18 protein-coding genes (1 of these 18 only partly in view) are annotated in these 23,441 nt (G+C 63.7%); 5 read left to right on the top strand and 13 right to left on the bottom strand.

The window, feature by feature from the left end; all coding sequences use genetic code 11:
• Positions 1-731, top strand: the 3' portion of a protein-coding gene (locus MesoLj_RS09485; RefSeq protein ID WP_202325839.1) for a M23 family metallopeptidase. It extends 1,240 nt beyond the left edge of the window; 731 of the gene's 1,971 nt are visible here — the last part of the coding sequence; its start codon lies off the left edge, out of view; it ends in the stop codon at positions 729-731.
• A gap of 11 nt (positions 732-742) precedes the next feature.
• Here the strand turns inward: MesoLj_RS09485 and MesoLj_RS09480 are convergent, their stop codons facing one another.
• Positions 743-2,302 carry an MFS transporter gene (locus tag MesoLj_RS09480; RefSeq protein WP_202325838.1) on the bottom strand — a complete coding sequence of 520 codons (1,560 nt, stop codon included), beginning with the start codon at positions 2,300-2,302 and terminating at the stop codon, positions 743-745.
• A gap of 151 nt (positions 2,303-2,453) precedes the next feature.
• Between MesoLj_RS09480 and MesoLj_RS09475 the strand changes: the two genes are divergently transcribed.
• On the top strand, positions 2,454-3,086 hold the full coding sequence (locus MesoLj_RS09475) for a TMEM175 family protein (RefSeq protein WP_202325837.1): 633 nt from the start codon (positions 2,454-2,456) through the stop codon (positions 3,084-3,086).
• Here the strand turns inward: MesoLj_RS09475 and MesoLj_RS09470 are convergent.
• The 8 genes from MesoLj_RS09470 to MesoLj_RS09435 all read right to left on the bottom strand — a co-directional run bounded on the left by MesoLj_RS09470 (position 3,060) and on the right by MesoLj_RS09435 (position 14,812).
• Positions 3,060-4,574, bottom strand: a complete 1,515-nt coding sequence (locus MesoLj_RS09470) for a L,D-transpeptidase family protein (RefSeq protein WP_202325836.1) — start codon at positions 4,572-4,574, stop codon at positions 3,060-3,062. The genes MesoLj_RS09475 and MesoLj_RS09470 overlap by 27 nt on opposite strands.
• Positions 4,575-4,723: 149 nt before the next feature.
• Complete coding sequence (locus tag MesoLj_RS09465; RefSeq protein WP_140772238.1) at positions 4,724-5,089, bottom strand: MmcQ/YjbR family DNA-binding protein; 366 nt, start codon at positions 5,087-5,089, stop codon at positions 4,724-4,726.
• A gap of 59 nt (positions 5,090-5,148) precedes the next feature.
• On the bottom strand, positions 5,149-7,755 hold the full coding sequence (gene clpB / locus MesoLj_RS09460; protein WP_202325835.1) for an ATP-dependent chaperone ClpB: 2,607 nt from the start codon (positions 7,753-7,755) through the stop codon (positions 5,149-5,151).
• 220 nt (positions 7,756-7,975) lie between these two features.
• Positions 7,976-8,941, bottom strand: a complete 966-nt coding sequence (locus MesoLj_RS09455; RefSeq protein ID WP_202325834.1) for a DUF4167 domain-containing protein — start codon at positions 8,939-8,941, stop codon at positions 7,976-7,978.
• Between the two features lie 310 nt (positions 8,942-9,251).
• A complete protein-coding gene (prmC, locus tag MesoLj_RS09450) occupies positions 9,252-10,124 on the bottom strand; it encodes a peptide chain release factor N(5)-glutamine methyltransferase (protein ID WP_202325833.1) in 873 nt (290 codons plus the stop codon).
• A complete protein-coding gene (prfA, locus tag MesoLj_RS09445) occupies positions 10,117-11,196 on the bottom strand; it encodes a peptide chain release factor 1 (RefSeq protein ID WP_056576253.1) in 1,080 nt (359 codons plus the stop codon). Before prfA ends, prmC begins: the two co-directional genes overlap by 8 nt.
• Before the next feature lie 10 nt (positions 11,197-11,206).
• Complete coding sequence (gene ptsP / locus MesoLj_RS09440; RefSeq protein WP_140772246.1) at positions 11,207-13,477, bottom strand: phosphoenolpyruvate--protein phosphotransferase; 2,271 nt, start codon at positions 13,475-13,477, stop codon at positions 11,207-11,209.
• 81 nt (positions 13,478-13,558) lie between these two features.
• Positions 13,559-14,812, bottom strand: a complete 1,254-nt coding sequence (locus MesoLj_RS09435) for an aspartate kinase (protein ID WP_140772248.1) — start codon at positions 14,810-14,812, stop codon at positions 13,559-13,561.
• A gap of 238 nt (positions 14,813-15,050) precedes the next feature.
• Between MesoLj_RS09435 and MesoLj_RS09430 the strand changes: the two genes are divergently transcribed.
• The gene (locus MesoLj_RS09430; protein WP_202325832.1) at positions 15,051-16,916 is read left to right on the top strand and encodes a CHASE3 domain-containing protein; all 1,866 of its coding nucleotides are present in this window, start codon (positions 15,051-15,053) and stop codon (positions 16,914-16,916) included.
• 211 nt (positions 16,917-17,127) lie between these two features.
• Here the strand turns inward: MesoLj_RS09430 and MesoLj_RS09425 are convergent, their stop codons facing one another.
• A complete protein-coding gene (locus MesoLj_RS09425) occupies positions 17,128-19,359 on the bottom strand; it encodes a diguanylate cyclase (RefSeq protein ID WP_202325831.1) in 2,232 nt (743 codons plus the stop codon).
• 344 nt (positions 19,360-19,703) lie between these two features.
• On the opposite strand from MesoLj_RS09425, the gene ubiG reads away from it, so the two are divergent.
• On the top strand, positions 19,704-20,453 hold the full coding sequence (gene ubiG, locus MesoLj_RS09420) for a bifunctional 2-polyprenyl-6-hydroxyphenol methylase/3-demethylubiquinol 3-O-methyltransferase UbiG (RefSeq protein WP_140772254.1): 750 nt from the start codon (positions 19,704-19,706) through the stop codon (positions 20,451-20,453).
• 203 nt (positions 20,454-20,656) lie between these two features.
• On the opposite strand, the gene MesoLj_RS09415 is transcribed toward ubiG, so the two are convergent.
• Positions 20,657-21,547 (bottom strand): DMT family transporter, encoded by an 891-nt coding sequence (locus MesoLj_RS09415; protein ID WP_202325830.1) that lies wholly within the window; start codon positions 21,545-21,547, stop codon positions 20,657-20,659.
• A gap of 114 nt (positions 21,548-21,661) precedes the next feature.
• Between MesoLj_RS09415 and MesoLj_RS09410 the strand changes: the two genes are divergently transcribed.
• Positions 21,662-22,147, top strand: coding sequence for a MarR family winged helix-turn-helix transcriptional regulator (locus tag MesoLj_RS09410; protein WP_202325829.1), 486 nt, complete (start codon positions 21,662-21,664; stop codon positions 22,145-22,147).
• Between the two features lie 4 nt (positions 22,148-22,151).
• Here the strand turns inward: MesoLj_RS09410 and MesoLj_RS09405 are convergent, their stop codons facing one another.
• Positions 22,152-22,577, bottom strand: a complete 426-nt coding sequence (locus tag MesoLj_RS09405; protein WP_056576228.1) for a DUF1178 family protein — start codon at positions 22,575-22,577, stop codon at positions 22,152-22,154.
• Positions 22,574-23,440 (bottom strand): carbon-nitrogen hydrolase family protein, encoded by an 867-nt coding sequence (locus tag MesoLj_RS09400; protein WP_202325828.1) that lies wholly within the window; start codon positions 23,438-23,440, stop codon positions 22,574-22,576. The genes MesoLj_RS09405 and MesoLj_RS09400 overlap by 4 nt, the downstream gene beginning before the upstream one ends.
• Position 23,441: the final 1 nt, after the last annotated feature.

Raw genomic sequence — 23,441 nt, 5'->3', positions numbered from 1 at the left:
CGTCCGACGTCGACTTCCAGTCCCGCCTCAATCCCTCCGACCGCCTCGAAGTGCTGTTCTCGCAGCCCGACGGTGACGACCAGACATCGGACAATTCCGAACTTCTCTACGTCTCGGCGACGTTTGGCGGCACGACGCGCAACTTCTACCGTTTCCAGATGCAGGACGGCAGCACCGACTATTTCGACGAGGACGGCTCGAGCGCCCAGCAGTTCCTGCTGCGCAATCCGCTGCCGGCCGGAAAATTCCGCTCCGGTTTCGGCGCCCGCAAACATCCGATCCTCGGCTATGTCCGCATGCATACCGGCGTCGACTGGGCGGCTCCGATCGGCACGCCGATCATCGCCGCCGGCAATGGCGTCGTCGAGAAGGTCGGCTGGGCCGGCGGCTACGGCAAGCAGATCATCATCCGCCATGCCAATGGCTACGAAACCTCGTACAATCACCAGAGCGCCTTTGCCAAAGGCATCGAGCCGGGAATGCGGGTGCGCCAGGGCCAGACCATCGGTTATCTCGGCCAGACCGGCCTCGCCACCGGCCCGCATCTCCACTACGAACTGATCGTCAACGGCACCAAGGTCGATCCGATGCGGGTCCGCCTGCCGGTCGGCAAGGTGCTGAAAGGCGACGACCTCGTTGCCTTCAAGCGCGAGCGCGAGCGCATCGACGATCTGCTGAAGCAGGAAGATGGCAATTCACTGAAAGTCGCCAGCGCCAAGATCGAAGGCTGAACCTGCGCGTTTCAGTCTTGCCTGGTTTCCGCACGCCGCGACCATGGCAGCAGCTCTCCGGAAATTGTCGTCCACGCGATGACAGCTGAAAGCAGGCAAAGCAGCGCCGTCACCCAAGAGACCACGGAGAAGGCAGCGTCACTGGCGGCCTGCCGTGCCGCATCGAGTGCGGGCGCAAGTCCAGCCGGTGCCGGTTCGCCGAAGCCTGGCACGGCTGAAATCGCACTTCCGTCCAATGCATGGGCATAGACCCAGGCCGCCAGCGATCCCATCGCCGCCACCGCGATCAGGCCGCCAATGCGCGAGACGGCATTGTTGATGCCGGAAGCAGCCCCCGTATCCTTGTCTTCCACCGCTGTCATGATCGCGGTCGACAGTGGCGAGACGACCAGCGCCATACCTAGTCCCATCAGCGCCATCAGCGGGAACGTCCCCGTCCAGAAATTATGGATGCCGGCATGGGTGAGCAAGGCAAGTCCGGCAAAGGCGAAGGCCACGATCAGGCTGCCGCAGGCGATCGGGAAACGCGGCCCGATCCGGTCAGACAATTGACCGACCGGTCCCGACAGAAGTGCGATCGATGCGGACAGAGGCAGGAAGATGAAGCCGACCTCGGCCGTGCTCAGCCCCCAGCCGGCTATCAGCAGCATCGGCAGATAGAAGAGATTGGCCGACAGCGCGAAATAGAGAAAGAAGGTCGCTACATTGGCGCCGGCGAAAGCGCCGATGCGAAACAGGCTGAGATCGATCATCGGCTCGCGCTGTCGCTGCTCGAACAGGATGAAGACCACAAGCAGCACCCCGCCGGCGGCAATGCTCGGCCCTGCCATGTGGCCCTCGCCGCTGGAACTCATTGACGTCAGCCCATATGCAAGCGCGCCGAAGGCCAATGTCGCCAGCGCCCCACCGCCGAGATCCAGGCTGCGTTTCTCCGTCGGCGCATCGGCTGGAATCTTGGCAAGCAGGAGATAGATCGAAATCAGGCCGAGAGGCAGGTTGACGGCGAAGATCGCCCGCCAGATGCCGTCGCCGAAAGCCGACAAAACGAGGCCGCCGAGCACGGGGCCGAGTGCGGTGGTCAGCGCCGAGGCCGCCGCCCAGATGCCGATCGCACGGCCGCGTTCTTTCTTTGGGTAGGCCTTGGCGATGATGGCGAGGCTGCCCGGCACCATGATCGCCGCGCCAATGCCCTGGAGGGCGCGAAACGCGATCAGCACGACAGCATTCGGTGCCAGCGCACAGGCAAGCGAGGCTGCGACAAACAACACGATGCCGGCCACGAAGGCGCGGCGCAGCCCGAACCGGTCGCCGGCGGCCCCGCCGGCGAGGATCAGCGCCGACAGCGTCAACGCATAGCCATTGGAGATCCACTGCGCCTCGGCGAGACTGGCGCCAAGATTGACGCGGATCGCCGGCATGGCGATGGCCAGGATCGAACCGTCGATGAAGCCGAGCGCCGACGCCAGGATCGCCGCGATCAGCACGTATCGGCGCTGCGATTGCGGGCAGAACGTCCCGTTCGTGACCGGTCTGGTCAGCGGAATTGCGGCGGCTTCATCTGGCGAATGCATGGCACTCTGCTTAGACCGCCGCTGGGCTGGCAACAACCGGCCAGCAGCTTGTAGTCCTTGAAACCAGCCATATTGCCAGGAAACATCCCGTCCGGATGCAAATGGCCTCAGTCGTGCTAGATTTTTCCGGGAACCGCAGGCGGAGGAACCGATGAAGCGCCCACTCGAAGCGTCGGCGGAAGGACGCGGCCGCATTGTCGGCATCACCGACGGCGTCTTCGCCATCGCGCTCACGCTGATCGTGCTCGAGATCAGGGTGCCGGCGAATGAGACTGTTCATTCCGAGCACGATCTGCTTGCCGCCATCGCGGCACTGGCGCCGCGCTTCCTGACCTATGCGTTGAGTTTCCTGACCCTGACCATATTCTGGTTCGGCCAGCAGGCCCAGCATGGACTGATCGCCAAGTCCGACAGACGGCTCGCCACGCTGAACCTCTGCTTTCTCGCCTTTATCGCGCTCTTGCCGTTTTCGACCGACCTGCTGGCGGACTTCCTCGAATTCAGGACCGCGGTGCTGGTCTACTGGTTCAACCTGCTGATGCTCGGCGTCACCCTGTTCGCCAGCTGGCACTATGCGGAAAAGAACGGCTTTGTCGCGGAAGATGTCGACGCCGAAACGAGGCGCATGGTCTACATGCGTATCGTCAAGGCGCAGATCCTGTGGGTGATCGGCGCCGCACTCTGCCTGGTCAACCCGTTGCTCAGCGTCGGCTTCATTCTGGTCGTGCAGCTGATCTATGCCGCCGCGCTGCGCGGCTCATTGCTGCGCAACGTCATCGGCTGAAGGTCCGCCGACAAACTCCACGGTAACGCCCGGCGACACCAGCTTGGCGAGTTCGCGCGCGTCCCAGTTGGTGAGGCGCACGCAGCCATGGCTTTCGGTCTTGCCGATCTTCGACGGTTCGGGCGTTCCGTGGATGCCATAGGTCGGCTTGTCCAGGGCAATCCAGACCGACCCGACAGGTCCGTTGGGGCCAGGCGGAATGGTCAGGATCTTGTCGTTCTGGCCCTGCTTGAAATTGATGTTCGGGTTGTAGGTGTAGTTCGGATCGAGCGCGATGCGCGACACGGCGTGGATACCGGTGGGCGACGGCGTATCGGCCGAGCCGATGGTGGCGGGATAGGCCGCGACCAGCTTGCCACCCGCATCGTAGGCGTACACTTCTTTCTTGGTCTTGTCGGCAACGATACGCGCGACGGGCGTTGACACCAGCTTGCCGAAATTGGCGACCTTGATGATCGTGCCGGGGCGGTTGAAGTCGAGGCCCTTGTTGATCGACTTCAGATAGTTCTCGTCCATGTGGAAGCGCTCCGCCAGCGCCTCGGTGACAGAGGTGTAGCACATGCAGTTGAGCTGCGCCTTCTGGCTGTAGTCTTCCGGGACCGAGGCGACATAGGGACCGGCCGCATCCTCCGCGGTGATCGTATAGTTGGCAAACGCGTCGCCACCGGATTGCGCAAGGGCCGTCTGGATACCGACAGCATCGGTCGACTTGAGATTGCTGCCGGTGATCTCATTATACGCGGCGATCGCCTTGTCGACATTCGAGCCGAACCGCCCGTCGATGACGCCAGGCGAAGCGCCACCCCGGTCGAGCAGCACCTGCAGCGCCGCTACATCCTGGCGGGCGCCCAGCGACAGCGATGGGTCAACCGTGGTCTTGCCGTCAATCTTCGGCGGCAATGCCGATTGGTCGGCGGGCGGTGCCTGTTCCGTCGGCTGCACAGGGTCTATCGAGGCCTCGTTCAGCGGCTGGCGCTTGATCGTGCCCGGCTTTGCCGGCTGCGGCGCATCGGGATAGTTGTTGTCGTAATTGCCGTCGTCCTGCGGCGCCGGCGGATAGGCTTCCACCGAATTGTCGCCATAGGGGTCATATTCGTCGGCCGGCGGCGGGATGACCCGGCCTTCCTCTTCCAACTGCTTGCGGCGGAACCGCGCCATGTCTTCCGGATTGTCGAGATAGTAACGGTCGTCATCGGCGGGAGCCCGGCCCAACTCGCGCAGCCTTGTCTCGCGGCGCAGCGCGCGCCGGTCAAGCCGTGTCTGCGGCGGCTGGATGGCGATGACCTTGCCGGTATCGGCATCAACGATGACGCGGTTGCCGCGGGCATCATAGTAGATATCCAGATTCCCATCCTGGGCGACGAGAATGCCGCCGTCATCGGCAGCGCGGACAAGCCGTGGTGCATTGTCCTGTGTCGGCGCAGCAAGCGCACCAAAAGACACAAGCCCGGCGGCAAGCGCCGAAACGGCAAAGATCGTGCGGAACATTGTGGCCAAACTCTCCGGTCCGTAATTGCCGCCGCCCGGCGTTGTTCTTCGGCGAACCCCTTCGCCAGCAAACCAGTTACCCCACCATATGGTTCCAACATGAACCGGGCATGAAGATGGCGGTTTTCCGGCGTATAGACGAATATCAGCTAGCTTGCGGCAAGGCCCAGTTCCTTGCGCGCCTGCTTGGTCAGCTTCAGGGCGACAAGGCGATGGCTTTCGCGCAAATAGTCCTTCAGCGCACCATCATCCATGCTCTGGCTTGTCCGACGCTGGATCCATTTCATGCCGCGTGAAGCAAGATAGGGCGCGGGCAGCAAGCCCGGCTGCTCCTTGAGCACGTCATAGGCGATGTCGGAACATTTGAAGGTGACGAAGAGCTGCTGGCCCTGATCCCAGCCGCCGATCGCAAACACCTTGGTCCCGACCTTCCAGACATGGGCGCCACCCCACTGGACGACATGGTTTGTTGCGGGAAGCGAGGCGCAGAAGCTGTTGTAGTCGTCCAGCGTCATCCACGCCCCATCATCAGTATGAAAACGCCGCGCGCCCAGGGTGGACGCGCGGCGCGGGATCAAGCCGCCGCTTCGGTCGCCACGACCGTCGGCTTGGAACGGAAGTTCAGCCGGTCGGAACCGGCCGTCACCTTGACGGTCGAGCCGTCGAGGATCTCGCCGAGCAGGATCTTCTCCGCCAGCGGGTCCTGCAACTCCTTCTGCATCACCCGCTTCAGCGGCCGCGCGCCATAGGCCGGGTCATAGCCCTTGGCCGCCAGCCACTCGATCGCCTCGTGATCCAGCGACAGCGTGATCTTGCGATCGACAAGCAGGCTTTCCAGCCGCTTGAGCTGGATTTCGACGATGCGGTCCATGTCCTTGCGGCGCAACCGGTGGAACAGGATCACCTCGTCGACGCGGTTGAGGAACTCCGGCCGGAACGATGCCCTCACCACGCCCATCACTTCGTCGCGCACCGCGTCGACATCCTGGTCCTCGCCGAGATTGACCAGATATTCGGCACCGAGGTTCGACGTCATGATGATCAGCGTGTTGCGGAAATCGACCGTGCGGCCCTGCCCGTCGGTGAGCCGGCCGTCATCGAGTACCTGCAAAAGCACGTTGAAGACATCGGGATGCGCCTTCTCGATCTCGTCGAACAGCACGACCTGATAGGGCCGGCGCCGCACCGCTTCGGTGAGCGCGCCGCCTTCCTCATAGCCGACATAGCCGGGAGGCGCGCCGATGAGCCGGGCGACCGAGTGCTTCTCCATGAACTCCGACATGTCGATGCGCACCATGGCGCTGTCGTCGTCGAACAGGAAGCTTGCCAGCGCCTTGGTCAGTTCGGTCTTGCCGACACCCGTCGGCCCGAGGAAGATGAACGAGCCGATCGGCCGGTTCGGATCCTGCAGGCCGGCGCGGGCGCGCCGCACTGCCTTGGAAACGGCTTGCACCGCCTCACCCTGGCCGACGACCCGCTTGCCGATCTCGTCTTCCATGCGCAGCAGCTTGTCGCGTTCGCCCTGCAGCATCTTGTCGACCGGAATGCCGGTCCAGCGCGAGACGATATGGGCGACGTGGTCGGGGGTGACCACCTCCTCGACCATGCCGGCCTTGCCGTCCTGGGCTTCGGCTTCCTTGAGTTTCTTTTCCAGTTCCGGAATCTTGCCATAGGCAAGCTCGCCGGCGCGCTGGAATTCACCCTTGCGCTGGGCAATGGCCAGTTCGTTGCGCGCCTCGTCGAGCTGCTTCTTCAAGTCGGCGGCGAGCCCGAGCTTCTGCTTCTCGGCCTGCCATTTGGCGGTGATCTCGGTGGATTCTTCCTCGAGCCCGACAAGTTCCTTTTCCAGGCGGGCGAGACGGTCTTTCGAGGCGTCATCCGTCTCGACCTTCAGCGCCTCGCGCTCGATCTTGAGCTGCATGATGCGGCGGTCGATCTCGTCCAGCGCCTCGGGCTTTGAATCGACCTGCATGCGAAGCCGCGAGGCGGCCTCGTCGACCAGGTCGATCGCCTTGTCCGGCAGGAAGCGGTCGGCGATATAGCGATTGGACAGCGTCGCCGCCGCCACCAGCGCCGAGTCGGAGATGCGCACCTTGTGGTGCTGTTCGTATTTCTCCTTCAGGCCGCGCAGGATCGAGACCGTGTCCTCCACCGTCGGCTCATCGACGAAGACCGGCTGGAAGCGACGGGCAAGTGCCGGATCCTTCTCGACATGCTTGCGGTATTCATCGAGCGTGGTGGCGCCGACGCAGTGCAATTCGCCGCGCGCGAGCGCCGGCTTCAACAGGTTCGACGCATCCATCGCACCGTCCGCCTTGCCGGCACCGACCAGAGTGTGCATTTCGTCGATGAACAGGATGATGTTGCCATTGGCCGAGGTGACTTCCGAGAGTACGGCCTTCAGCCGCTCCTCGAACTCGCCGCGATACTTGGCACCGGCGATCAGCGCGCCCATGTCGAGCGCCATCAACTGCTTGTCCTTCAGCGATTCCGGCACGTCGCCATTGACGATGCGCAGCGCCAGGCCTTCGGCGATCGCCGTCTTGCCCACGCCCGGCTCGCCGATCAGCACCGGATTGTTCTTGGTGCGCCGCGACAGCACCTGGATGGTGCGGCGGATCTCGTCGTCGCGGCCAATCACGGGGTCCAGCTTGCCGGCGCGGGCATCCGCGGTCAGGTCGCGCGCATATTTCTTCAGCGCGTCATAGCCCTGCTCGGCACTCGCCGAATCGGCGGTGCGGCCCTTGCGGACGTCATTGATGACCTGGTTCAGCGCCTGCGCGGTGACTCCGGCCTTGGCCAGGATATCGGCGGTCTTTGCCGACTTCTCCATGGTGAGCGCCTGCAGCAGCCGCTCGACGGTGACGAAGCTGTCCCCGGCCTTCTTGGCCAGTTCCTCGGCGGTCGAGAACACCTTGGCCAGCGGCTGTGCCAGATAAAGCTGGCCATTGCCGCCTTCCACCTTCGGCATCGCCTCGAGCGCGGTCTCGACGCCGAGCTTGATGTCGCGGACGTTGCCGCCGGCGCGTTCGATCAGCGACGCGGCCAAGCCCTCATCATCGTCGACGAGGACCTTCAAAATGTGTTCGGGAGTGAATTGCTGGTGATTGCGGGAGAGCGCCATGGTCTGCGCGGACTGGATAAAGCCGCGCACGCGCTCGGAGTACTTCTCAAGGTTCATATCTGTCTCCTTCCATCACCGGCCCGCTTCGCGGCACCGGATCAGATTGCGGTGACGGACCCGCCCATTCGAGCCGGATCCTGTTCAGCCGAGATATGGTGCATGGACCATGCCGTCTCAAGACGCCTTGATATCGGTCAATGCATAATATTCCACGTCAGCCCAAACGGAAACGGCGGAGATTTCTCCCCGCCGTTCCACGTCTTCAAATGGTGTTCGATCAGTTGTCGATGTCGGCAATCACCGGCTCGGAACTGCCGTTGTCTGCCGGAGCCGCGGCCACCTCGCCGGCATCCGTATTGCCGCTGCCGGCGTCGACCTGGTCGGCACTGGCGCGCGGACGGCGCGGACGGCGCGGGCGGCGGGCGGCACCGCTCTCGGTGGCCGCCTCGTTGAGCTCGGCCTGAGCGGCAAGAGCCGCTGGCGAAAAACTCTCGAACAGCGGAGCCGGCTCGGCTACCGCAGCGGTCTCGACCGGCGAACCGGGCTCTGCCTGTACTTCCGCCTGCCCCGGGAATTCGTTGCGCTGCTGCTGACCGCCTTGCTCGGCGGACGAAGCATAATCGCGCTGGCCATTCTGGCCAAAGCCGCCATTGGGACGGCGATCGCGGTGGCGCCCGCCATTGTTGTCGCGGTTATTGTTGCGTCCGTTGTTGTCACGTCCGCTATTATCGCGCCCGGCATTGTCCCGATTGTCGCGGCCGTCCCGGTTCAGCGCGACCTCCGCCGGCATGCCTTCGATCACCGGCTGCGGACCGGCGCCATGGTTGATCACAGGTACTTGTGGTTCGGAAACGGTGTTGCCGGCCCCATTGTTCCCGGCATTGTCGAACTCGTCGCGATCCTCATCACCGTCATCGTCGAAATCGTCGCGGTTCTGCTGGACGTTCTGGATCGGCATCTGCGCCTGCGCGGCGGCAATGATGCGATTATAGTGTTCGGCGTGCTGGAGATAGTTCTCCGCCATGACCCTGTCGCCGGAGCTTTGCGCGTCACGGGCCAGGGTGGCGTATTTTTCGGCGATCTGCTGAGCCGATCCACGGATCTTCACGTCCGGGCCGTTGCTCTCGTAGTTGCGCGTCAGGGGATTCGGGCCCTTGCGGTTGTTGTTGTTATTGTTGTTGCCACCGCCGCCGCCATTGTTATTGCGACCGCGCATGCGCCTGTTCTGCTGTTGTGGCCTCATTCGACTCTCTTCATCTTGAAATTTTCGAAAACTCGTCACGAACGGAGGCGCTCATGCAGCCAGCCGTTTCGTTTCTTCACCGGCGTTCGCCCGCATCAATTGCGTTGGCGCCACGTGCCATCCTGTTCCGGTTACATCACTTGCCGGACGATTCCCGCACGAAGCTTGGGCGTCGTTTGCGCAAGAAGGCAGCTATTTCCAAGGAGGACCGAATCGCTAAGAGCACTGCCTGCTTCGTCTCATCCGGTTGAGGCGACCCTAGCCGCATTCCCCGGTATTGCCAAGCGGTTTTTTCGCAGTGCGTCAAGGCTTATCCCCATTGAAAGACAAGAACCCTGTCGTTTCCGCCAAGATCACGAAACAACTCACCCGCAGCGTAGCCGGCTGCACGGAATATGTCGTTGACCTCGTTACGTTGCGTGTGGCCGATCTCGACCGCAATCCTGCTTTCTGCTTCCAGAAATGGTGCCGCTTCGGCGGCGATGATCCTGTAGGGGGTCAGCCCATCCACGCCGCCATCCAGGGCCAGGCGTGGGTCGAAATCGCGGACCTCGTCCTGCAGATTTCCAATGTCTCGTGAAAGTATATAGGGAGGGTTTGCGGCAATTACATGGTATCGGCCGGAAACTTTTTCGAACCAGTCCGATCGAACCGTCGCGAACCGGTCGCCAACCCCGATTTGCCCGGCATTGCGGGCCGCCGTCGCCAGCGCGCCGGCTGCGATGTCGACGCCAGTGGCGGTAGCGGTCGGCACCGCACTCAGCAGTGCCAGGGCGATGGCGCCCGTCCCGGTGCCGAGATCGAGGATGCGGCACGAACCCTCCCGCGCGGCAATTGTCTTGACGAAAGGCAGCACCGCCTCGACCAGAGTTTCGGTATCCGGCCTGGGTTCCAGCGTTTCCGGCGACAGCGCCAGGCGCAAACCGTAGAATTCACGGTAGCCCAGGATGCGGTGCACGGGTTCGCCGGCGGCTCGACGCCCCAGGGCGGCGTCGATCGCGGCGATGGCGTTGCTGTCGATCTCATGTTCAGGGTCGGCAATGGCCTGCGTACGGGTCGTGCCGGAAAAATGTTCGACGATCAGCCGTGCGTCGAGCGGGGGATCATCCACCCCGGCCGCCACAAGCCTGGCCCGCGCTTCCCGCAACAGCGGCCCCAGCGCGTTGGGCAGAGGGTCAGCCATCGAGGCCGATATCGGCCAGCAGCTTCGACTGGTGGTCGGCGATCAGCGCGTCGATGACTTCGTCGAGTTCGCCCATCATCACCCGGTCGAGCTTGTAGAGCGTCAGGTTGATCCGGTGGTCGGTGACTCGGCCTTGCGGGAAATTATAGGTTCGGATGCGTTCCGAGCGATCGCCGGAGCCGACCTGCGATTTGCGCGATTCGGAACGCTCCTCGTCGGCCTTGCCGCGCTCCAGGTCATAGAGCCGGGCGCGCAGGATCTGCATGGCCTTCGCCCGGTTCTGGTGCTGCGACTTCTCCGCCTGCACCACCATGATGCCGGTCGGCAAATGGGTGATGCGGACAGCCGAATCGGTGGTGTTCACATGCTGGCCGCCGGAACCCGAGGCGCGCATCGTATCGATGCGGATGTCTTCGGCACGGATCTCGATGTCGACCTCTTCGGCTTCCGGCAGTACCGCCACCGTCGCCGCCGAGGTATGAATGCGCCCGCTCGCCTCGGTCGCCGGCACGCGCTGCACGCGATGCACGCCGGACTCGAATTTCAGATGGGCGAAAACGCCCTTGCCGGAAACCGTGGCGATGATTTCCTTGAACCCGCCGGCATCGCCGTCGCTGGCCGACACCGTCTCGAACCGCCAGCCACGCTCGGCGGCATAGCGCTCATACATGCGAAACAGGTCACCGGCGAAAAGCGCGGCCTCGTCGCCGCCGGTTCCGGCGCGGATTTCGAGGATGGCGTTCTTGTCGTCGGCGGCATCCTTGGGCAGGAGCAGGATCTGGATATCCTTCTGCAGTGCCTCGATGCGTTCCTCCACCCCCGGCAGATCCGCCTCGGCAAGCGCCCGCATCTCGGCATCGGTGCCCTTGTCGGCGAGCATTGCTTCGAGGTCGGCCTGCTCGTGTTCGGCCGCTCGCAATTCCCTGACCTTGGCCACCATGTCCTGCAGTTCGGCATATTCGGACGCCATCTTCACATAGGCATCCGGCGCCGGGCCGGCCGACATCTGCGCTTCGAGCATCTCGAAACGCTTGACGACTTGATCCATGCGATCGCGGGGCAAATTGACCATGATGGGGGCGCTACAACGGGATCGAGCGGTCGTCGGCGAAGGCCTGCAGCAGCGCCCGCATCGGCAGCCCCTGCGCCGGCGCCATCAGATTGTCGTCGAAGAACGCCGTCAGCTCATCCAGCGGCAATTCCGTCAGCATCGCCTTGACCGGGCCGATCGAGGCCGGTGACATCGAGATCGAGCGGAAGCCGAGACCGATCAGGGCCATCGCCGAAATCGGCTTGCCGGCGAGTTCACCGCACAGCGTCACCGGCGTGTGGTTGCGGATGCCGGCATCGGCGATCTGCTTCAAGACACGCAGGAACGGCGCCGACAGCGTGTCGAAGCGGTTGGCCAGTTGCGTGTTGCCGCGATCGACCGCCATGACGAACTGGAACAGGTCGTTCGAACCGACCGAGACGAAGTCGACCGCCTTCATCAATTCGTCGAGCTGGAACAGAAGCGACGGCACTTCCAGCATCGCGCCCAGCTTGAGGCTGGTCGGCAGATGGTGGGCGAAGCGCGACAGATGCCGCACTTCGCGGTCGATGATCTCGCGCGCCTGGGCAATCTCGCCGAGCTCGGTCACCATCGGCAGCATCAGCTTGAGCTCGCGCCCGCCGCTCGCCTTCAGCAGGGCTCGGATCTGGGTGCGCAGCAGCCCCGGCCGGTCGAGCGTCAGGCGGATCGCCCGCCAGCCGAGCGCCGGGTTCTCTTCCTGGATGGCGCCCTTGAAGTAGGGCAGAACCTTGTCGCCGCCAATGTCGATGGTGCGGAAGGTGACCGGCTTGCCGCGTGCGGCCTCCAGCACGTCGCGATAGAGTTTTTCTTGTGCCTCGGCACGCGGAAAGGTCGAGGCGACCATGAACTGCAGCTCGGTGCGGAACAGGCCGATGCCGGCGGCACCCGCCTCGGCCAGCTGCGGCAGGTCGACGGCAAGCCCGGCATTCATCAAGAGGTCGACCTGGACGCCGTCCCTGGTCATCGACGGCTTCTTGCGCAGTTCGCGGTAGACCTCTTGCCGGCGCGCCCTGAAACGCACTTTTTCGGCATAGGCGGCCTCAAGATCGGACTGCGGCCGCAGATGGATCGTGCCCTCCTCGCCGTCGACGATGATGGCATCGCCGTTTTCCGCCATCGAAACGGCGCCCTTCATCTGGCCGGCGACCGGAATGCCCATGGCGCGGGCGACGATGACGACATGGCTTGTGGCCGCGCCATCCTCCAGCACCAGCCCGCGCAGCTTGTCGCGAGGGTAGTCGAGCAGTTCGGCCGCACCCATCGAGCGGGCGACGATGATGGCGTCCTTCGGCAACGAAGCCGCGACATCTTCCGGCCCGCGTCCCATCAGCTGGCGCAGGAGCCGGTTGGCGAGGTCGTCGAAATCGCTCATCCGCTCGCGCAGATAAGGATCGGTCATGTGCAGCATGCGGGCGCGCATGTCGCTCTGCACCTTTTCCACCGCGGCCTCTGCCGTCAGGCCGTTGCGGATCGCCTCTTCCAGGCGCCGCACCCAGCCGCGGTCATTGGCGAACATGCGATAGGCTTCCAGCACCTGGCGGTGCTCGCCCTCGAAAGCGACATCTCGGCGCTCCAGCATGTCGTCGATGGAGAGCCGCAGCGACCCGAGCGAGCTTTCCAGCCGCCGGACCTCTTCCTCGCTGTCCTCGTTGAACAAATTGGTGACGACGATGCGCGGCTCGTGCAGCACGACATGGCCAAGCCCGACGCCATCATTGAAGGACAGGCCAGTGAAGCTGACAGGCCGGCGCAAGTCGAGTTCGAGGCCGGGGCGGGTCAGCCGCGCCAGGTCGCCGGTGGCGATCATCTCGGCGATGACCATCGCCGTGGTTTCCAGCGCCTCGACCTCGTCGTCGCGATAATGACGCATGGTCTTGTTCTGGACGACGAGGACGCCCAGAGTGCGTCCTGCCCTGAGCACCGGGACGCCAAGGAAGGAATTGTAGATTTCTTCCCCGGTCTCCGGCAGGTAGGCAAAGGCCGGATGTTCCTGGGCATTGGAAAGGTTGAGCGGCCGCGCGCTGGCGGCGATGGTTCCGACCAGGCCTTGTCCCAGCCGCAGTTGCGCCAGGTGCACGGCGTTCGGGTTCAGACCCTCGGTGGCGTAGAGCTCGAGCACCGAATCGGCGCGCAGCACATAGAGCGAGCACACTTCCGCGACCATGTTGGAGGCGATGTCGCGCACGATCCGGTCAAGCCGCTCCTGCGGCTCCAGCGGCTCCTGCATGAGCTCGCGGAGCCGTTTCAGCAAAACGCGCGGGCCACTGGCCTGGTCACGCATCGCGGCTTCTTCTCCAATGAAACACTTGCCGGCGCAGTTTCCGCCGCTGCCGGCACGCGCGCAACAACTGATTCAGTCTTGCTACTGCTTATCCAGACCGTAGACGGAATGCAAAGTGCGAACCGCAAGTTCGGTGTACGGACCGTCGATCAGTATCGAAATCTTGATCTCGGAGGTGGTGATGGCGCGAATGTTGATCGCCTTGTCCGCCAGTGCCTTGAAGGCGGTGGCGGCGACACCGGCGTGGCTCCTCATGCCGATGCCGATGACCGAGACCTTCGACATGCCGGCTTCGGACTGCACGACATCGTAGCCGACCTCGGCTTTCAGCCGCTCAAGCACGGCAAGCGCCTTGTCGACGTCGCCCGATGGCACGGTGAAGGTCATGTCGGTGAATTTGCCGTCCTCGGAGATGTTCTGGACGATCATGTCGACATTGATGTTGGCCTCGGCCAGCGGCCCGAAAATGCCGGCGGCGACGCCTGGGCGGTCGCCGACGCGGCGCAGCGAAATCTGGGCCTCGTCCTTGGCGTAGGCAATTCCGGTGACGACCTGCTGTTCCACGATCTCTTCCTCGTCGCAAATGAGCGTTCCCGGAGGATTGAGCAAATCCCCCATTCCGGGCGCGTCGGGATCGTCGAAGGACGACCGCACGAAGGTACGCACCCTGTGCACCATGGCAAGCTCGACCGAACGCACCTGCAGAACCTTGGCGCCGAGCGAGGCCATTTCAAGCATTTCCTCGAAGGAGATCTTGGCCAGCCGCCGCGCCTTGGGCTCGATGCGCGGATCGGTGGTGTAGACCCCGTCGACGTCGGTATAGATGTCGCAACGGTCCGCCTTGACCGCCGCGGCGATGGCGACGGCACTTGTGTCGGAACCGCCGCGACCGAGCGTTGCGATGCGATTGTCAGGTCCGATGCCCTGGAAGCCGGCGATGACGGCCACCTGCCCCTCGCCGAAGCGCTTGATCAGGAAGGCGCCGTCGATGTCGAGAATGCGCGCCGCGCCATGCGCGTTGTCGGTCTTGATCGGGATCTGCCAGCCCTGCCAGGAGCGCGCATGCACGCCCATGTTCTGCAAGGTGATCGCCAGCAGACCGGCCGTGACCTGCTCGCCGGAGGCGACGACGGCGTCATATTCGCGTGCGTCGTGCATCGGCGAGGCTTCGCGCGTCCAGCCGACCAGCTCGTTGGTCTTGCCGGCCATTGCCGAAACCACCACCGCCACTTCATGGCCGGCGTCGACCTCGCGTTTGACGTGACGCGCCACATTGCGGATGCGGGCGATGTCGGCGACGGAGGTTCCGCCGAATTTCATCACGATACGCGCCATGGAAGCGAAATGCCTTTGACTGAAGCCGGCCCCTTGCCAAAAAACTGGGAGCCGAAAGCGGAGGAAAGCGCCCGGCTGGCGCCGGCCGCTGAATGCGCGGCCTCCTTAGCCAAATGACGAAGGTTTCGCAAGGCTGGCGGCGGAATGCCGACGTCAACAAGACGGCATATTGCCTTCCAGGCCCGTGCCGCTTACCAAATGCTGCCCGCGGGGAATTCCTTTTGGTTCGGCATAACAGATGATTGCTCGTCTTCGACGCGCCACGCGATTGCAATCGCTCCCGCTTGTCGCCGGCTTCGCCGTGCTGGCATTGATCGTCGGCACGCGTGCCCTGCTCGTCGAGGGCCAGAGGGCCAATCGTGCCGCCGCGCGCGAGACGATCGAGTACCAGGATCTGCTTTCCGGGCTCCTTTCAATGGCGCAGGATGCCGAAAGTGGTCAGCGCGGCTACCTGCTGACCGGGGAAAAATCCTATCTCGAACCGTATCGGAAGGCCGTCGAGGCAATCCCCGGACAGCTCTCCCGCATCAATGCCATGACGGCTTCCGACGACCAGCTGGTCCAGCAGATCAATCACATCAAGGACGCGCTGGCGCAGAAACAGGCAGAACTGGCCGTGACGATCGCCCTTTACGACAAGGGCGACGTGGCCGGGGCCTTGCGACTGGTCCGCAGCGGCCAGGGCAAAGCCGCCATGGACGAGGTCCGCGCCAGCATGGACACGATCCGGCGCATGGGAGGCGCCGCGGTTGCCGAGCGCGACGCGCATACCGACCAGGTCGAGACCTGGCTGCGCATCGGCTCGCTGGCCGCCCTCTTCGCGATCTTCCTGCTCGCCACCTATACGATTCGCGAATCCCGCCGCCGCTTCCGCGAGGTCGCCACAGCCCAGGCAGAGCTGATGGGCAAGAACATCGAACTCGGCAACGAGATCGACACCCGCGAGAAGGCCGAATCCCAGATCCGCCAGATGCAGAAGATGGAAGCGGTCGGCCAACTGACCGGCGGCATCGCCCACGATTTCAACAACATGCTGGCGGTGATCCTTAGCGCCATGAACCTTGCCCAGCGCAAGCTGAAGCGCGGCGAGAACGACATCGAGAAATTCATCGAGGCCGCGACGGACGCTGCCAGCCGCGCCGCCAATCTGACCTCGCGGTTGCTTGCCTTCTCCCGTCTGCAGCCGCTGGCGCCGCAGGTCGTCGACACCAACCGGCTGGTCACCGGCATGTCCGACCTTCTGCACCGAGCGCTCGGCGAAGGCATCCGTATCGAAACGGTTTTGGCAGGCGGCCTGTGGAAAACCCACGCCGATCCGAGCCAGATCGAGAACGCGATCCTCAACCTGGCCGTCAATGCCCGTGATGCCATGGACAATGACGGAAAATTGACCATCGAGACCGCCAACAGCTATCTCGACGAAGCCTATGCCTCGATACACGCCGAAGTCACGCCTGGCCAATATGTGATGGTGGCGGTGACCGACACCGGCGCCGGCATGCCACCGGAGGTCATCGCCAAGGCCTTCGAACCCTTCTTCACGACCAAGCCGGTCAACAAGGGCACGGGACTTGGGTTGAGCCAGGTGTTCGGCTTCGTCAAACAGTCGGGCGGCCACGTCAAGATCTACTCCGAACCGGGTGAAGGCACGACGATCAAGATCTATCTGCCGCGGTTTTTCGGCCCAGAGGAGGCAGCAACACCCGCCGAGCGTGGCAAGAGCTCCGTCAAGGTCACCGAGACAATCCTCGTCGTCGAGGACGATGCCCGCGTGCGGGCCGCCACGACCGACGTCATGCGCGAACTCGGCTACACCGTCATCCATGCCGCAAGCGGCCCGGAGGCCCTTGAGAAGCTCGCCGCGACCTCAGGCGTCGCCCTGCTGTTCACGGATATCGTCATGCCGGTGATGAACGGCCGCAAGCTCGCCGAGGAGGCGGTCGCGCGCCAGCCCGGACTGAAAGTCATCTTCACCACCGGCTTCACCAGGAATGCTGTCGTCCATAATGGCGTGCTCGACCATGACGTGCACTTCCTGGCCAAGCCGTTCACCATCGAGCAGCTCGGGGCCAAGCTGCGCGAAGTGCTGGACGCGAAAGGGTAGCCGGCGCTTTCTGCTGGACGTTCCCCGTCCAGGCAGCCAGCTCGCTGGTTCGCCGGCACCATCGCGACCAGCTGGGTCGATGTGGTGCGCTGGCGGAGCCGCGAGCAGGCTCTCGCCGCAGCCGGGAGGATCATGTCCGAGATCGGCAATTGCGAGGCCATGCGCGCCATCGATCCCGCCAGCGTCGACATGCCGAGCTCGTTCTGTCGCGTTAACCCACGCTTTGGTTGGCAGTGGAAAGGTCCCAGTCGGGATCGGCCTTGCCCAATCCGGCAACGACGCGGTCGCGGCCGTCCGCTTTTGCCTGATAGAGCGAACGATCCGCGGCGTTGACGATTTCGACCCATGACGCGCCGAGTTCCGGGAAGGCGGACACGCCGAACGAGGCCGTGATGGTTCCAAGCGTGCGGCCGCGATGCGCCAGATGCAGCTGCTTGATCGCCTTGCGCAGCGCTTCGGCGCGCTCGGCGGCATCGGCGAGCGACGTTCCCGGCATCATCAGGGCGAATTCTTCCCCTCCGTAGCGGGACACCACGTCACTGTCCCTGGCATGGTCGAGCAGCGTGCCGGCAACCTGCTTGAGCACGAGATCGCCCGCTTCGTGGCCGAACGTGTCGTTGAACTGCTTGAAATGATCGACATCGAGCATGATCATCGCCAGCGGCTGCTGGGAACGCTCCATGCGCCTCAGTTCGCGACTGCTTGTTTCCTCGAGATAGCGGCGGTTGTAGAGCCCGGTGTTCGGATCACGGATCGATTGCTGCCGCAATGTTTCGCGCAGGCGCAGATTGGCCAATGCCAGGGCCAGTGTATCGACGACGCCGCGCAGGATCTGTTGCCGCTCGGCCAGCCAGTCCGGCTTGTCGGCGGCGTCCGGTTCGCACAGATGCACGATGCCAAGCGTCTCCCCCTGCGCCGCCAGAGGCATGCAGACATAGCCGCGACCGCCATTCTCGGTGATGTGGTTGCAGCGTGGGGTCAACATGCCGGGGCCGGCAACATGCTCCTGGCCGCGCCGCAGCGCCCAGCAATCTTCCGGCGCAAACTGGCCAACGCTCGAACGCACAGTGCCCCAATGCGCCATTTCCTCGACCAGGTTGCGCGAGGCACTGGTCAGATGCACGGTTCCGCTCAATCCGCCGAAGAAATCCGGCATGGCCGAGCCGACGACGGAAAAAGCCTCCTGGAAGGTGACGCACGCCTGAAGCAGCTCGCCGAGCTTGACCAGGCGGGTCGTTGCCTGGGACGTCTCCTTCAGTTCGCGGTTCAGTGTCGCCAGTTCCTCGGCGCGATCGCTGACCGCCCGCTCGGCGCTGCGCAACTCGCTGATGTCGTTCAACGTCAGCACGATGCCGCCATCGGAGCGATTGAGCGGATTGCAGCTTGCAATCACCGGCAGGTACGATCCATCAGGCTTTGCCAGCCGTACCTCGGCCTGATGCCGGCGACCCGTGGTCAGCGCCAGTTCGATCGGCGATGTTGCCTGCGCCAGCCTGTCTGCCGACGGTCCCCTTATGTCGAGAACCTCAGGCCAATCCTGCCCCTCGATCTTGTCGTTGCGCCGCCCGACGATCTCGGCGGCTGCCGGATTGGCCGAGACGATCTTGCCATTGCCGTCGATGACGACAATGCCCTCGGCGACGGTGCGGACGATATCCTCGATATAGGCTTTCTGCTCGACGAGTTGCCCACGCGAGGATTCGAGCTCGGCTGCCATGCTATCGAAGCCTCGCGCCAATTGGCCGAACTCGTTATTGGAGGCATGGCCGATGCGCGCCCCGGCGTCGCCGCGCGCCAGCGATTCGATGCCGCGGTTGAGGCCTGAAAGACCGGCGCCAAAGCCGCGTAGCAACAGGAAAGCCGAGAAGGCGGAGATCAGCACGGCGGCAGCGGTGCACAGACCGACAAGCCAAAGGATGGTGTTGGTGCGCTTTTGGGCAGCGTGCAGCAGCGGCGTATACTCGAACAGGACAGCGCCGACCGTCTTGCCGGGGGCATCCTTGATTGGCACTGTGACCAGGCTGATCGCTTCCGATATGTCGGCACTGGTTTCGACGAAGTCCCGCGGCATGCCATCCTCGATCGTGCGGCCGACTTCATTGTCGGGATCGTGGCCGTACGGTGTGCCGACATTTTTTTCTTCGCCCGGGACATCGGCAAGGATGACCTTGTCGTGATCGACGACAACGAGATCGCGTTTCGAGTCGCTGTGCTGCGATTTCACGAATTCGCGCAGCGCGTCTGGCCTTTCGAACAAGGAATGCGGTGCATCGGAAGCCCTGAAGGCAATCGTTTCGGCCAATTGCCGTCCGACGCTCGTCGCTTCGGCGAGCGCACCGGATCTTGTAAGCGATATCTGGGAGACGATGGCAATGCCGCCCACCAGGCCGATCAGGGCCGCTGCGCTCAACAAGGTGGCAATAATCTGGGTCTTGATCCGCACCAAGCCATCTCAATCAATGGGAGGGCAATGTATATGCCGAATCCCGGTTGTGCTTCAGGAAACCGCCAACCTCGTAAATTTGATGTTAAGGAAACCCGATCGGCCACCATCTCCAGCAGACACCCGGCGCTGAGGGATTCAAGTGCGGCGCTCATGCCTTGGCAGAACGCTCTGACCTGTCGGCACGGCAAAATTGTTGCCTTGACTTTCCCGCGCCCGCGCCCGACTTCGTAGCGCATGACCCCGAAATCGAAGTCGATTTCGGGGTCATGCGCAGAATCAAAGTGCTACAGCGTCCTTTGCGCGTCCAAGGATGCGCGGCGCTGTAGTCGAGGAGACAACCAATGCCAGAGCCCCGACGATCCACGATCGATGCCGGAGAAGTGGAACGCTTTTCCGCCCTTGCCGCCGAATGGTGGAACCCGAACGGCAAGTTTCGTCCGCTGCATAAATTCAATCCGGTCCGGCTTTCCTATATCCGCGACCAGATAGCGGCGCGCTTCGGCCGCGACCCGCGCGCCGCGCGGCCCTTCGAGGGCCTGCGCATCCTCGATATCGGCTGCGGCGGTGGCCTCTTGTGCGAGCCGATGGCGCGGCTTGGCGCCGAAGTCGTGGGAGCGGATGCCTCCGAAACAAACATCGAAGTGGCGAAACTGCATGCCGCCGAAGGCAATGTGAGCGTCGACTATCGCGCCACGACGGCCGAGGACCTTGCCGACGCCGGCGAGACATTCGACGTCATCCTCAACATGGAAGTGGTCGAGCATGTCGCAGACATCGAGCTGTTCGTCGCCAAATGCGGACAGATGGTCCGGCCCGGCGGCATCATGTTCGTGGCCACCATCAACCGCACGCTGAAGGCGCTGGGCCTGGCCATCATCGGCGCCGAATACGTGCTGCGCTGGCTGCCGCGCGGCACCCACCAGTTCGGCAAGCTGGTGCGCCCCGAAGAGCTGGAAAAGGCGCTTGGCGGCGCCGGCCTGACGATCATCGACCGCACCGGCGTCACCTACAATCCGCTCGCCGACCGCTGGGCGCGATCGAAGGACATGGACGTCAACTACATGGTGCTGGCGGAAAAAGGATCGGTCTGACCGACTAGAGCGGTTCAGCGTTTCACGGAATCTCAGAACCGCTCTAACTCTTTGTTTTAACGCAATTCCGGACGGAAAACCGTTACACACTTTTCCTGGAATTGCTCTAGCGTTCCGGAATCGTACCGCAGGCGGCGCGCGAGCAGCCGGCATCCTGGGCCAGAGCCCGGTGGCGATGCCGGCGACGCCACAAACTGAGACCGTCAGGCTTTCTGGCTTTGCGCCCTGGTGGTGATGAACACGCCGGCGGTGATGATGACGGCGCCGGCCCAGGTCAGCAGCCGATAGTGCTCGCCAAGGAAGATCGTGCCGGCAAACAGGCCGACCGCGGCCGCAACATAACCGATCTGGCTGAGATAGACCGGGCCGCCGACCGCCTGCAGCCGGAAGAAGAAGGCGAACATCGCCGACGCGGACGCGACTTGCGCGACGACGACCAGCGGCACGCCGCCGAGCGGCGCGAAGGCCGTGGTGCCGAACAGGGTGAGAATACCGGCGAGCAGCAGCGCCGCCGACGCCAGATGACTGCCGACAGCAAGTTCGATCGGGCCGGTGCCTTCAGGCCAATCCACCGTGCGGTAGATGTTGCCAACCGCAAGGCTGACCGGGATGAGCAGGCCCATGACCACCCAGAAAAGGTCGGCCGGCTGGCCGGCCTCGCCGCGCGTCACCGCCACCATGACGGCGCCGACGAAGCCGACGGCAATCCCGGCTATGCCCAGCATGTTCGGGCGCCGCACACGCAGCAGGATCGAGAACACCAGCGTGATGACAGGCGACAGCGTGAACATGATGCCGGTGTAGCCGGCGCCAAGGTGTGGAATGGCCGAGAACATCAGGAGATTGGGGACGGCATAGGACACGGCGGCCGTGACGAAGAAATAGCGCAATTTGTGCGCGGTGAGCCGGACACGCTCCCCGCGCAACAAGAGCACGCACGAAAGCACGCCGCCGGCACCGAGCGAGATGACGAAGGCCCAGACCATGGCCGGCACGCCGGCTGCCGTGGCGAGCTTGCCGAAGGGCAGCGTCAGCCCGAGCAGGCCGCCCGTGACGACCAGCAGTCCGAGCGCCGAATCCCAGAGAAATTTCATCGGATGGTCCCGTCACTCAATCGCGAATTCGGCACTTGCGGCTTGGCCGGTTCTGTATCTTGAGGTAAGATAACGCAAAGATTCTTAACGTCAAGATATTTAACGGTGAGACAAATGGATCGCGCGGCAAAGGCGGTCGAGCAGTGGAAACGGGAGCGGCCGGATCTGGACGTCTCGCCGATGGCGGTGCTCGGGCGATTGAACGAAGCCTCGTCGCTGATCGCGCGGGATCGCCTCGCCCCGCTGTTTGCCCGTTTCGGACTGCAGGCTGGTGAATTCGACGTGCTGGCGACGCTGCGCCGCTCCGGAGCCCCGTACGCGCTGACGCCGACCGCTCTCTATGAAGCGACGATGGTGACATCGGGCGCCATGACCAACCGGCTCGACCGGCTGGAGAAAGCCGGATTGATCGTGCGCGGCCCCCACCCCAATGACCGGCGCGGCATTGTCGTGCAGCTTACCGGGAAAGGTCTGTCCTTGATCGACGAGGCCTTGACCGCCCACGTCGCCAACGAGCATGAAATTCTCGCCGGTCTAAGCGACGCCGAACGGGAAATGCTGGCCCGATTGCTTGGCAAATTAATCGCAAGCGTGAGCTAACCGCTCAGTTGCGGTCGTCCGGAAACACCGGGATCGGCATGAACTCGACGCCGTCCTCGGCAAGGCTCTTGGCCTCTTCGAGCGTCGCCTCGCCATAGATGCCGCGCGGATCTGTTTCGCCGAAATGGATTTTTCGCGCTTCCTCGGCGAACTTGTCGCCGACATAGTCGGCATTCTCGCGCACCTTCTCCGCCATCGCCTTGAGTTGCGCCAGCGCCTGTTTCTGCGCCTCGCCCATGGCGAGCGCGATGGTCTCCTGCTTGCGGGCCGTCGAAACGGCGGGCGCCATCAGGGCCTTCTCCACCTTGTGCGAGCCGCAGCTAGGGCAATCGACAAAGCCGCGCTTCTTCTGGGTGTCGAAATCGTCATTGCTGCGAAACCAGCCCTCGAACTCGTGCTCGTTTTCGCAGATCAGGGAAAAGCGGATCAAGAGGCGGCACCCCTGAGACGCGGCGCGTCGACCTCGCCGGCATTGATGTCGAAATCCCGCGCATTCTTCAAATTGGGGATCTTCTTGCGTGCCGCAAGCGACTGCGCCGGGTCGATCTCGGCAACGATCACCGCCGGCTCGTCATGCGCGGCTTCGGCGATGATGCGGCCCCAGGGATCGACGATCAGCGAATGGCCATAGGTCTCGCGGCCATCCTCATGCAGGCCGCCTTGCGCGGCGGCAACCACAAAGGCACCGTTCTCGATGGCGCGCGCCCTCAGCAGCACATGCCAGTGCGCCTCGCCGGTCTGGCGGGTGAAGGCGGCGGGCACAGTCAGAATATCGGCTCCGGCCAGCGCCTCGGCACGGAACAGTTGGGGAAACCGCAGGTCGTAGCAGACCGCAAAGCCCAGCCTGGCGCCGGCAACCCCGGTCACGACGGCCTCGGTGCCTGGTTCATAGGCTGAGGATTCGCGCCAGCTCTCGCCATTGTCGAGGTCGACATCGAACATGTGGATCTTGTCATAGGTGGCGAGCGTGGCGCCATCCGGGCCAAACAGCAGCGCCCGGTTGGCGAGCTTGCCGTCGGCGCGCAGGATGGCTGTCGAGCCGATATGCAGGAAGACTCCGAGTTCGCGCGCCAACCTGCGCGCGGTCGCCACGATGATGTCCCTGTCTTCGGAGGTGAAGGAGGCTGCGCGCGCTTGCTTGTCGCGGATCAGCGCCCCGGTCATTTCCGGGGTCTGGATATAGGTTGCGCCCTGGCCTGCCGCTTCACGCACCAGCCGTTCGAGATCGACCGCATTGAGCTCGGGATTTTCGCCTGAACGCATCTGGACGGCGGCAGCCTTGAAAACACCCATC

It is taken from the genome of Mesorhizobium sp. 113-3-9 (genome assembly GCF_016756515.1).
Lineage (GTDB): Bacteria > Pseudomonadota > Alphaproteobacteria > Rhizobiales > Rhizobiaceae > Mesorhizobium.
Note: the sequence above shows the minus strand (reverse complement) of the source record. Positions and strands in the feature narration are given on the sequence as shown.

Bases quoted from the DNA above. Each gene is read 5' to 3' on its own strand.
- MesoLj_RS09400 (WP_202325828.1), bottom strand. From the start codon at position 23,440: ATGGGTGTTTTCAAGGCTGCCGCCGTCCAGATGCGTTCAGGCGAAAAT.
- MesoLj_RS09435 (WP_140772248.1), bottom strand. From the start codon at position 14,812: ATGGCGCGTATCGTGATGAAATTCGGCGGAACCTCCGTCGCCGACATC.
- prfA (WP_056576253.1), bottom strand. From the start codon at position 11,196: ATGGTCAATTTGCCCCGCGATCGCATGGATCAAGTCGTCAAGCGTTTC.
- MesoLj_RS09465 (WP_140772238.1), bottom strand. From the start codon at position 5,089: ATGACGCTGGACGACTACAACAGCTTCTGCGCCTCGCTTCCCGCAACA.
- MesoLj_RS09410 (WP_202325829.1), top strand. From the start codon at position 21,662: ATGGATCGCGCGGCAAAGGCGGTCGAGCAGTGGAAACGGGAGCGGCCG.
- MesoLj_RS09475 (WP_202325837.1), top strand. From the start codon at position 2,454: ATGAAGCGCCCACTCGAAGCGTCGGCGGAAGGACGCGGCCGCATTGTC.
- ubiG (WP_140772254.1), top strand. From the start codon at position 19,704: ATGCCAGAGCCCCGACGATCCACGATCGATGCCGGAGAAGTGGAACGC.
- clpB (WP_202325835.1), bottom strand. From the start codon at position 7,755: ATGAACCTTGAGAAGTACTCCGAGCGCGTGCGCGGCTTTATCCAGTCC.
- MesoLj_RS09470 (WP_202325836.1), bottom strand. From the start codon at position 4,574: ATGTTCCGCACGATCTTTGCCGTTTCGGCGCTTGCCGCCGGGCTTGTG.
- ptsP (WP_140772246.1), bottom strand. From the start codon at position 13,477: ATGCGTGACCAGGCCAGTGGCCCGCGCGTTTTGCTGAAACGGCTCCGC.
- MesoLj_RS09430 (WP_202325832.1), top strand. From the start codon at position 15,051: ATGATTGCTCGTCTTCGACGCGCCACGCGATTGCAATCGCTCCCGCTT.
- MesoLj_RS09480 (WP_202325838.1), bottom strand. From the start codon at position 2,302: ATGCATTCGCCAGATGAAGCCGCCGCAATTCCGCTGACCAGACCGGTC.
- MesoLj_RS09415 (WP_202325830.1), bottom strand. From the start codon at position 21,547: ATGAAATTTCTCTGGGATTCGGCGCTCGGACTGCTGGTCGTCACGGGC.
- prmC (WP_202325833.1), bottom strand. From the start codon at position 10,124: ATGGCTGACCCTCTGCCCAACGCGCTGGGGCCGCTGTTGCGGGAAGCG.
- MesoLj_RS09455 (WP_202325834.1), bottom strand. From the start codon at position 8,941: ATGAGGCCACAACAGCAGAACAGGCGCATGCGCGGTCGCAATAACAAT.